General features: G+C 69.2%; 9 protein-coding genes. 1 reads left to right on the top strand and 8 read right to left on the bottom strand.

Annotated elements, in window-relative coordinates; all coding sequences use genetic code 11:
* Positions 1 to 223 precede the first annotated feature (223 nt).
* From JK364_RS50895 to JK364_RS50870, 6 genes are all read right to left on the bottom strand, one after another.
* The gene (locus JK364_RS50895; RefSeq protein WP_201858305.1) at positions 224 to 634 is read right to left on the bottom strand and encodes a hypothetical protein; all 411 of its coding nucleotides are present in this window, start codon (positions 632 to 634) and stop codon (positions 224 to 226) included.
* 1188 nt (positions 635 to 1822) lie between these two features.
* Positions 1823 to 2290 carry a winged helix DNA-binding protein gene (locus tag JK364_RS50890; protein WP_201858304.1) on the bottom strand — a complete coding sequence of 156 codons (468 nt, stop codon included), beginning with the start codon at positions 2288 to 2290 and terminating at the stop codon, positions 1823 to 1825.
* Between the two features lie 753 nt (positions 2291 to 3043).
* Positions 3044 to 3205 carry a hypothetical protein gene (locus JK364_RS50885; protein WP_201858303.1) on the bottom strand — a complete coding sequence of 54 codons (162 nt, stop codon included), beginning with the start codon at positions 3203 to 3205 and terminating at the stop codon, positions 3044 to 3046.
* A 52-nt stretch (positions 3206 to 3257) separates the two neighbouring features.
* Positions 3258 to 3722, bottom strand: a complete 465-nt coding sequence (locus JK364_RS50880; RefSeq protein WP_201858302.1) for a VOC family protein — start codon at positions 3720 to 3722, stop codon at positions 3258 to 3260.
* 140 nt (positions 3723 to 3862) lie between these two features.
* Positions 3863 to 4153, bottom strand: coding sequence for a hypothetical protein (locus JK364_RS50875; protein WP_201858301.1), 291 nt, complete (start codon positions 4151 to 4153; stop codon positions 3863 to 3865).
* Between the two features lie 85 nt (positions 4154 to 4238).
* Complete coding sequence (locus JK364_RS50870; RefSeq protein WP_201858300.1) at positions 4239 to 5768, bottom strand: MFS transporter; 1530 nt, start codon at positions 5766 to 5768, stop codon at positions 4239 to 4241.
* Between the two features lie 402 nt (positions 5769 to 6170).
* Between JK364_RS50870 and JK364_RS50865 the strand changes: the two genes are divergently transcribed.
* Positions 6171 to 6497: a helix-turn-helix domain-containing protein gene (locus JK364_RS50865; protein ID WP_201858299.1), complete on the top strand. Its 327-nt coding sequence runs from the start codon at positions 6171 to 6173 to the stop codon at positions 6495 to 6497.
* 112 nt (positions 6498 to 6609) lie between these two features.
* On the opposite strand, the gene JK364_RS50860 is transcribed toward JK364_RS50865, so the two are convergent.
* Positions 6610 to 7407 (bottom strand): hypothetical protein, encoded by a 798-nt coding sequence (locus JK364_RS50860; protein ID WP_201858298.1) that lies wholly within the window; start codon positions 7405 to 7407, stop codon positions 6610 to 6612.
* A 487-nt stretch (positions 7408 to 7894) separates the two neighbouring features.
* Positions 7895 to 8956: a bifunctional DNA primase/polymerase gene (locus tag JK364_RS50855; RefSeq protein ID WP_201858297.1), complete on the bottom strand. Its 1062-nt coding sequence runs from the start codon at positions 8954 to 8956 to the stop codon at positions 7895 to 7897.
* Positions 8957 to 9296 lie beyond the last annotated feature (340 nt).

Genomic DNA, 9296 nt, shown 5'->3' with positions numbered 1-9296 from the left:
TCCTCAACACCCCACGCATACAAGGGAAATGCCCTGATCACGGCCTTCTGTAACACGCTTTAGGGGCTGTCCCGTAACACCTGGCGGGCGTGCGACGACAGCTACGGCACCTCGCCGCGTTGTCGGAACGTCCATATACACCCAGTATCCGGACGCCCCTCCGCCTTGCGATGCACCGCATCTGACGCCGCACGCTGACCCGCCAGGCATTACGGGTCAGCCCTCAGGTTCTGCGGCGCAGGCTCCGCACGAAGAGCGGCACCGACAGCAGGAGCAGGGCGCCTTCGACAGCCAGGCTGACCAGCCCGAGCGGTTCCGTCCAATTGCCGACGTCGTCGCTGTAGTAGGGCAGCCCCGGACCCCTGGAGAGGATGTAGCCCAGCAAGGGGCCGACGGCGACCATGGCCGCCAGCAACCATCCCAGTCGAACGAGGCCGATGAGGAGCAGCGCGGCGGTGACCACGGCCGCGATCTCCAGGACGTGGTAGGCAACGCCGATGTAGTAGGGATCCCTCGTTACCACGATGCCGCCTTGGTCCACGACATGAATGGCGGCCACCGCGAGACACAGCAGAGCTCCCGCCCACCTGGCCACCCAGGTAGCCCCCGGCACCGTCGCGGTGTGGTGTGACATGCGGAGGTATCTGCCCCTTCTTTCAGCAGCGTGTGCCTGCCGCGCCGCGATCCCATCTGCCCGGTTGGCTCCTGAACAGGCAGCGCGCCGCACCTGTGTCAGGCCCCAGTCTCAGCGGACCGCTGCTCGCCGTCGCCCCCGACGATGCAGACGAGTGACACGGCCACCGGCACGGATCAATAGGTCTGAAGCCGGGGCCGTTGCTGCCGAGCTGGTGGCCTGACGGCAGTCGTTGACGGCAACAGGGTGCACATCGCCGTATCTCGAGACTTGTGCGCGGACCGGGCAGGCCAGGGAAAAGCATCGACTGGCTGATCACTGCATGAGCGTGACGAACTCCTAAAGCGATGCTCGCTGCGACCGTTGCTTTACGCCCGTGCACGCAACTAGCTTGCCGCCGTCTTCTGTGAGGAAGAGCATGAAGATCCACGAGCCATCGGGGCTGTTGACCTGGCCGAGGTGAATCGGCTGATCATGCTGGCTGAGCAGCTGTACCGCTTGCTCAAGGCCCACAGTTTCCTGCCCGGTTCTGCGGGTCCGCCGAAGTCGGCGGTCGTAGACGCGAGTGAGCGAGCGAGCGCATGCCACATCGCCCCAGACCACGTAAGCGCCTCCATGGACTAGCGCAGCACGAGCCCCAGCGGTTGCCTCGTCATCGCCCGCAAGCAGTCGAATGAGCGAGCTGCGCTCCATCGTGCACCTCCCCAAACTGACAGCCTGCTGTACAGCGGGGAAGTACAGCAACCACCCCGACCGCAGCCCACTGCCACCAGCCCCAGCCGACCGGCTGACCAGCCCAGCCGACCTCAGCGACCGCCCCGCGCGTAGTTCGGGACCAAGAGATCAGAGGACGGAGCCGTTGTCCGTTGAGCCGTTCGGTTGACGCTGCGGACCTCTGGTGGACCACCGAGCCTTCATGGGGCAGTGAGAGGGGACGTTCGCGCATGTCAGGGCGGTAGTCGCTGTTCTGGCTACAGCCCTCTTGAAAACCGTCGTGGCAGCGATGTCACCGAGGGTTCAAATCCCTCAGCCTCCGCCGAGGTAGCAAAAGTGCAGGTGGGAGGGGGTTCCGGGGGAATCCGGAGCTCCCTCCCACTCGCTTTGTGTCTCAGGTTGTCCCACCTGAATCCCAGCGTTGACCAGCGCGTGTGGCCAAGCTGTGGCCAGGCCGACATCCGATGTGGATGGCTAGACCAGGGCGCTGCCGGTGTTCCGCATCATCTGCTGGAGCACCTTCAGGGCTGTGACGTAGTCGGCGTCGTCGATGCCCTGATGGATGAGTCCGCGGATTGCTGGCGCGTGCTGGTTGAGGCTGATGCGAGCTTCCTCCCCCGACTCGGTGATCCACAGCCGTCCCTCGTCGTCGCGGACGAGCCAGCCGCCCTCCAACAGCCCGCCCGCCTCGGTCTCCAGGTCGTCCTCAGTCCGGATGTAGGAACTCATGGCGTGCTGCAGCTCGGGGATGGTCATGCCGTGGCCGTCGGGGGAGATGTCGTTCTTCGACAGATTGCGCAGTAACCAGTACTGGGGCTGGGTGAAGCCGAGCTCGGCGATCTGAGCTCGGGTGAACGCGATGAGGGCCTCGTAGGCCAATCCGGTCCAGTACGCGGCCGGCTGTCCGGCGAGGTTGGCATCGGAGATCTGCTGGGGCGTCATATGCGGTGCTCCTATGGATGATCGCTGGTGCGGGCACCGTAGAACTTGAAGTTATGTTGAAGTCAAGGAGTGGAGCCGGGCCTGCCTCGGGAGCCCGCGGGCGGTGGCAGTGCCGGAGACCTTCGAGAGTGCCATCCGAGCCTCGGCGCTGGCCCAGAAGAAGTTCCTGAGGGCTCCAGCACTCTGTTCCAGAGCACGGCGATGCTGTGCCCGGGGCGGCGGGCGACCTTCACCGGGTCGACGCCCGCTTTGGTCCACAGTGAGACGACCGCGTGCCGCGCGGAGTATGGCACCTCGGCGAGCAGCGAGTCGAACTCGGTGTGGGGAAGAGCCTCGCGTCGAGCGTCCTGTCAGATCACGTGTACTCCATCGAGCGCACCCGACCACCGCGCACGGAACGGAAGAGCCGCCCGTCCGGAGCGGTCCCGTACGGTCCCGTACTCGTCCAGGTGCCGCCGAAGCAGTTGCACGACCACCGGCGGAATGGGTACCGGCCGGGTGGCCTTCCGGGCCTGTCGCTTCAGTCCCGGCACCTCGTAGGGCTCGTCGTCGTCCGTTCACCCGGACCCCACCTCCGGCCGACTCCCCCGAGGGCCGGCTCGCACCGGCCGGACTCCGGCAGCTTGTAGTCCCGCTCGGTCAGCGCTGCTGCCTCGGAGAGGCGCATCCCCGCGTAGTACGGGCACCCGGAGAACGCGTGGAGGTGCTCCCCGCACGACCCCTGGGCCCTCACGGCCTCCAGCGGCTTCCGCATCAGCTCCGGCCGGGAACGTGGCGGAAGTCCACCTCGTCGTCCGTCTCCGGGGCCTTCCAATCCACCTTGCCCGGCGGCAGCGACGTCAGCAGCCCGACGGTCTCCTTGGGGTGGATGGTGTTCTCAGCCGCCCGCTTCCCGTCCAGCCTCAGGGCTAGCATCTCCAGGGCCGTACGGATCCGGGACGCCTCGTCCGCGTGGGCAAGGTCGGCATCAACGAGGGCGCACGGAGTCGGACGGGGTCTCGGAGGAGGCCGCGCCGACGCAGAACTCGTTGCCCTCCGGGTCAGCCATCAGAATGTGGTGCCCGTCGAACTCCTCGAGGACCTTCCCTCCTGCCTTCATCAGCCGCTCGGACTCTGCTCGTATCCGCGCCCACCGCTCGTCAGGGCTGCCGTGTCCTGGCATCCGGATGTCGAGATGGAACCGGTTCTTCGCTGTTTTCGGCTCGGGGACCTTGAGGATGGAGAGCCTGGGGCCGACGCCGTCGGGATCGCAGAGCCACGCGCCGTCGTCCGCGGAATCGTCCTCTGGGAGATCGAACTGGGCGAGCCACTCCTCGCGGGTCTTGAAGGGAGCGGGCGGCGGCTCGTCGATATACCCCAGGGCCGTCTTCCAGAACTCGGCGAGGAGCTTCGCGTTTGTGCAATCAAAGGTCAGATCGATTCTCGCTGCCATGTCAGGACCGTACTGTGCGCCGCTGACACCGAGGGCGAACCCGCAAATCCCTCAGGCTTCGGCGAGGTCAGCGGCGTAACTGGTCAGAAGGGGTGCCCCCTGGTTCGGGGGCACCCCGTCCGCGTGTCGTGCTCCGGGCGTCAGGAGATGGAGACGCTGGTGCCGAACTCGAAGACGCCGGACTCGTTCGGCCTGACCTGGCTGATCGCCTGGCCCTGGCAGTTGGGGAGGTCGAAGACGGTGGCGACCTGGTTGGTGTTGTTGGTCACGAACATGGGCCAGACGTTCGTCGTGTAGCAGCCACTGGGGTTGGTGTGGGTGGCCAGGCCGACGGTCAGGGTGCCCTCGGCGGCCATGGCCGATCCCGTCGGCGACAGGGCGAGGGACACCGCACCCGTCACCGACGCCGCCACAAGCCCGATACGACGCATCGTTGCCTCCTGCTCAGACACGATCCGGAGGAGACGCCGACCGCCCCTCCTCACTCATTGCTAGCGGGCGTCGCTTGACGCGCGCTCACGGCTCGCGTGAGCCGCGGCCGTGGCCGTGGCCGTTCGCGTGGTCTCGTAGGGTGCGGCGGGTCGTGGTCAGTGGCGCGGCGATGCACACGGCGGCGAGGAGGATGCCGAAGGCGACGGTCAGGGCTGTGGTGTAGCCGTGGACGGATGCCGAGCCCGGCGTGGTGTGGCGTGCTGAGGCCAGGGAGGACGCCGTTGCGCCGGCCGCGATGGTGTTGAGGAGTGCGGTGCCGAGGGCGGCTCCGAGTTGCTGGGAGGCGTTGTAGGCGGCCGATGCGGCCCCGATGTCGTCTCGGCGTATGCCGGCGGTGGCCAGGGCGGCGGTCGGGGGGATGACGCAGCCGAGGCCGAGTCCGGTGAGTACCAGGGCGGGTGCCAGGTAGAACGGCAGGACGTGTGTGCTCTGCGGGGTCAGGCGGGCGAGGATGAGCATCCCGGAGGCCGCGGTGATCAGGCCCGGCAGGATCAGCGCCGCGGGCGTGAGGCGTCCGTGGAGCTTCCCGGCGATGAGTGTGGAGCCGATCAGGGCGGCCAGGGCGTTGATCATCAGCGTCAGGCCCGCCTGGACCGGTGAGTAGCCGAGGACGGTCTGGGTGTAGTAGCTCATGAACAGGTAGAAGCCGAACATGGCGACGAACATCAGGCCGATCGAGATGAGCGCGCCGGCGCGGGCGCGGTGCAGGAGCATGCGCATCGGCAGCAGCGGGCGGGGGGCTCGCGCCTCGACGGCGGCGAACGCGGTCAGCAGCAGGCCGCTGCCGGTCAGCAGGGTCAGTACCTTCGGTGAGCCCCAACCGAGGGGTTCGGCCTCGTTGAAGGCGTAGACCATGGCGGCGAAGCCCGCGGCGCTGAGGAGGGCGCCCGCGACGTCAAGCCGCCCGTCGCCGCGGACGGGGTGGTCCGGTGGGACGCGTGTCGCGCCGAGCAAGGCGAGCAGCGCGACAGGGACGTTGATGTACAGGCATCCCCGCCAGCTGACGTACTCGGTCAGCAGTCCCCCGGCGACCAGGCCGAGGGCGGAACCGGAGGCGCCGACGGCGGCGAACACACCGAACGCCCGGCCGCGTTCGCGCGGCTCGGTGAACGTCGTACTGAGCAACGACAGCCCGGCGGGCGCGAGTACGGCGGCGAAGACGCCTTGCAGGGCACGGGCCCCGAAGAGGGTCTCGGGGTTCACGGCGGCACCGCCCAGCGCGGACGAGGCGGCGAAGCCGGCCAGGCCGATGACGAACGTACGGCGATGGCCGAGTGCGCCGCTGACCCTGCCGCCGATCAGCAGCAGTCCGCCGAAGGCCAGGGCGTACGCGGTGATCGCCCATTGCCGGCTCGCGTCGGACATACCGAGCGCGCTCTGCGCGGAGGGCAGCGCGATGTTCACGATGGTGCCGTCCAGGACGACGAGGAGCTGGGCCGCGCTCACCGCCAGCAGCGTCGACCACCGCCGCCGCGCGGGGGCGGCTCCTCCTGTGTCGTCGCGGGTCTCGAGGGCAGGCTCCGCCCCGGGCGGATCGGTGTCTCGGGGATTCATGACTTCAAGTGTTTCGTTGAAGTGATCCCGGAGACTTTTCACCGCCTCTGGCAGCCGGACCAGCGCTGATGAGCGGATATCCCTCAAGTCGCCGGTTGAAGCCCGGTGCGGTGCGGTGAGGTGAGATGAGGTGAGGGCTGTGGCGTCGTGCCGCACTCAGCGGGGGTCCGCTCGTATTCGATCCGGTCGCCGCTCTTGGTGTGGAAGCGGCGGGCAGATCTGGCCGAAAAGGTATGGGTGGGGTGTTGGCGCAGGTCAGGGGCGGGGGATCGGCTGTTTGGGGGGTGGGCGGTGGGCGGGAAGGCGGGAAGAGGGCTTTTAGTTGTAGCTAAAGGTGGGAAGCTCTGACTGAGGGCGTTCGAAGCCCGAGGTCGGCACCATGCGCGAGGAGGTTGATTGAGCGTGCCGTGGAAGAGCAAAGGTGCGAAGGCGGAGGCTGCCGACCACGGGGGGGCGCGGTTGGCGCGTCAGGCCACTGTGGAGGTCGCCGGGTTGCTGGGCAAGCGTGGCATGAGCCGCACTGACCTCGCCCGACTCATGGACGTCAGCCCGGGACGGGTGAGTCAAATCCTCTCCGGCGACGAGAATCTGACGCTGCGCAGCCTCGCTGCCGTGGCCGATGCGCTGGAGCTGGACATCAAGATCAGTTTTGTGGAGCCCAAGGAGGACGGGGCTCGGCGGCCGCGTGGGCTGGGCGATGGGTCGGATGCCTTTGTCTACGCTCCTTGAAGGCATCGGGGTGCGCGGGGTACGCGGGGTGCGCGGTGCGCTCGGGGTGCGTCCCTGACGGGCGTCGTCGCGGTGTGCGGTGTGCGGCGCCACGTCAGGGGGCCGAGCCACGTCAGGGGTGCGAGGCGCCCGTCGTGGCGAGGGGGCGTACCGCCAGCGCCTCGTCCCGCAGTCGCGTGAGCTCGCGGTCGCCGCTCCGCTTCCCGGTGCGGTAGCCGAACTCCAGCATGCGTACGCAGGCGTCCATGGCCATCGCCAGGGTCTGACGGCGGTCCTCCGCCTCCTCCCGGGTCGGGGCGTGCAGCTCCGGCGGGAACTCCTGGACCTCGCGCTGCCGGCACTTCGCCTCGATGTCGGCCTCGACCTTGGCCGCGTCGTCCAGGAGCTGGTCCACCTCCTCGTACAGGGTGTTGATCGTCGTCCTGTCCTTGGTCGCGGGGGTGCAGCCGCGCAGATGGAGGCGGGCCTCGAAGGCGAACAGGCGCAGCTGGGCCACGTTTTCGAAGTCCCTGACCAGGCGGTGGCAGTGGAGGTACATGTCGTGGACCAGCCGCCGCTCCAGCTCGCTCAGCAGCACCGCGATGCCCAGCGTGATCACGGCCACGAAGGGCGGCGTGGACTGCTGGTTCTGCTGCTGGCGGACGCGAGGCGCCAGGGCCCCGCCCGCGGCGGCGGCGGCCACGGCGGGTGGCACATCGGCGGCGTGCGGCAACAGCAGGGCGATGGTGAGCAGCGCGGCCGCGCAGGTGCAGGCGATGATTCCGCAGCACAGCGACGCGGACCTTACGGTCCCCAGCAGGCGGCCCTTGTCGGCGAAACGGTGGACCAACGAGATCCAGGTGACCAGCGCGCAGACGGCTATGGGTAACGCGGCGTCCGTGAACCACCCCTGTGCGTAGAGCTCGTGCAAGGCTCCCCCCTGATCGCGCCTTGGTACCGGTGCGCCGGAGGCGGTCGGCCGGTCACCGGGCGCCGGTCACGGAGCACCCGGTGCCGAAGCATCGGTCACGGGCACCGATCACGGGGGAGCGGGAATCCCTTCACTGTCCGCCTCGGGGGCGGAAGCACCGGCGAGTGGGCGTGGTTCCTGCGCCGTTCGGTCCCCGCGCCGCCTGGTTCCTACGCGTTTCGGTCCCTGCGCCTTCCGGTTGCTGCGCCTTCCGGCTCCTGTACGGAGCGCCTCGTCGCGTGGTCACGATAGTGCTCTTCGTTCCCGTAGCGCACGGGTCACCGTCCGTATACCGCTGGATCGCGCCGCCTCTGGCGTCCTGCGATACGTCTCCCGCCTCTGTTCCGTTCATCCCGCCCAGGGGGCACACCGGGCATCAGGCCGGGTGTCAGGCGGGGCATCAGGCCGGGCATCAGGCCGGGTGTCAGGCCGGGCATCAGGCCCGGCGTCAGGCGAACGCGTCCGGGGGCTGGAGGTGGCGGGCGGCGCTGCGGGCCGCGGAGGCTACGGTGGCGTGGGCTTCGCGCGGGGGCAGGCCGGTGTCGAGCGCGGCCTCGATCAGGGCGGGGGCCAACTCCGGCCCCGCACCCGTCTCGTAGGCGCGGCAGGCGGCCCAGAACAGCCGGTCGTTGCGCTGCCCCTCCCGCGAGGCGCGGACGAACCGTACGAGCCCCTCCAGGGCCGCGGGATGCGGCTCGGGGAGCGGCGGGCCGAGGCGGTACGAGCGGGGCGGGGCCGGGCGCGGTGGCGTGAGCAGGCGCAACAGGGCGGACGGTACGGGGGCCGGGGCCCAGGCGGGGGAGCCGGGCGCGAGGCGATAGCTGCCGTGCGAGGCGTAGGAACCGGGGCCGACCAGATAGCCGCCCAGTCCCCGGATGTCGATGCCGTGGGCCAGACGGCCGGCGGAGTTGGGGACGGCGAGGCCGGGTGGGCCGCACAGCCACAGATGGCGGCCGCCGCTCGGGGTGAGCACGGTGACCGTACGGGGGATGGTGAAGGCGTGCTCGCGGGCCAGCCGGGCGAGGGCGGCCAGACCGTCCGCGCGGCCCTTACGGCTTGCGTCGGGACTCGTGGCCGCCCCGGCCGTTCCGGCCCTGGGCCTCTCGGTTCGCTCGGCCGTCCCGGTCCCTTCGGCCCGACCGTTCGGGTTGTCCGCTCCCCCGGATTCCTGGGGCCTGCCGGGCTCTTCGCGCTTACCGGGCCGCACGCCCCTGAGGTCGAGGTCGATGCCGATGAGGTGGTACGGGGCACATCCGCAGGCGATGCCGTAGCCGGTGGCCCAGGGGGCGGCGGCGAACAGGGCGCGGATCGCATCCGGGTCCGCCGAGGCGTCATGGACTCCGTGGCCCAGCCGACCGCATTCGCCGTGGCACGGCAGCGGCGCGGGCTCGTGGTGGTGAGGGGAGCGCACGGCGGGCAGCTTCGCGCGGGTCAGCGGGATCACGCGGAAACCGTGGGCCGCGGCGGTCAGGGCGTGGGCAAGGACATGGGCGAGTGCGGGATTCGCCATGTCACCCATTTTCGGACAAGTGTTCGGTAAGGGGAAGAGGGCCCGGCAAGTCGCCGAGGATGGCCGAAATTATGCGGAACGGAATCTCTCGTAAGGCTCGCCCTATGGCCGGGTGAGGCGGCGAGCCGGGCGTACCGGCGTGACGCGGGGAGTGGGGGTGCATGGGGTGTTTAAAACAGGTTCATCATGCTTGCGTGGTAATTCCAGCGGCCCGCACGCATCGTCCGGGAATCGGTGGGCAACTCTGCTTCCGCGACCCTTCCGAGCCTCGGGGAGGTCGCGGGACTCATGGGAGTCGTGGGAGCCGGAGGATCGGAGGAATCGAGATGACGGACATCCG

Origin of the sequence: Streptomyces endocoffeicus (genome assembly GCF_016741935.1) — a bacterium.
Lineage (GTDB): Bacteria > Actinomycetota > Actinomycetes > Streptomycetales > Streptomycetaceae > Streptomyces > Streptomyces endocoffeicus.
Note: the sequence above shows the minus strand (reverse complement) of the source record. Positions and strands in the feature narration are given on the sequence as shown.

What these genes read in the sequence shown, in the direction of transcription:
- JK364_RS50895 (WP_201858305.1), bottom strand. Translation starts at nt 634, where the DNA reads ATGTCACACCACACCGCGACGGTGCCGGGGGCTACCTGGGTGGCCAGG.
- JK364_RS50890 (WP_201858304.1), bottom strand. Translation starts at nt 2,290, where the DNA reads ATGACGCCCCAGCAGATCTCCGATGCCAACCTCGCCGGACAGCCGGCC.
- JK364_RS50885 (WP_201858303.1), bottom strand. Translation starts at nt 3,205, where the DNA reads ATGCTAGCCCTGAGGCTGGACGGGAAGCGGGCGGCTGAGAACACCATC.
- JK364_RS50880 (WP_201858302.1), bottom strand. Translation starts at nt 3,722, where the DNA reads ATGGCAGCGAGAATCGATCTGACCTTTGATTGCACAAACGCGAAGCTC.
- JK364_RS50875 (WP_201858301.1), bottom strand. Translation starts at nt 4,153, where the DNA reads ATGCGTCGTATCGGGCTTGTGGCGGCGTCGGTGACGGGTGCGGTGTCC.
- JK364_RS50870 (WP_201858300.1), bottom strand. Translation starts at nt 5,768, where the DNA reads ATGAATCCCCGAGACACCGATCCGCCCGGGGCGGAGCCTGCCCTCGAG.
- JK364_RS50855 (WP_201858297.1), bottom strand. Translation starts at nt 8,956, where the DNA reads ATGGCGAATCCCGCACTCGCCCATGTCCTTGCCCACGCCCTGACCGCC.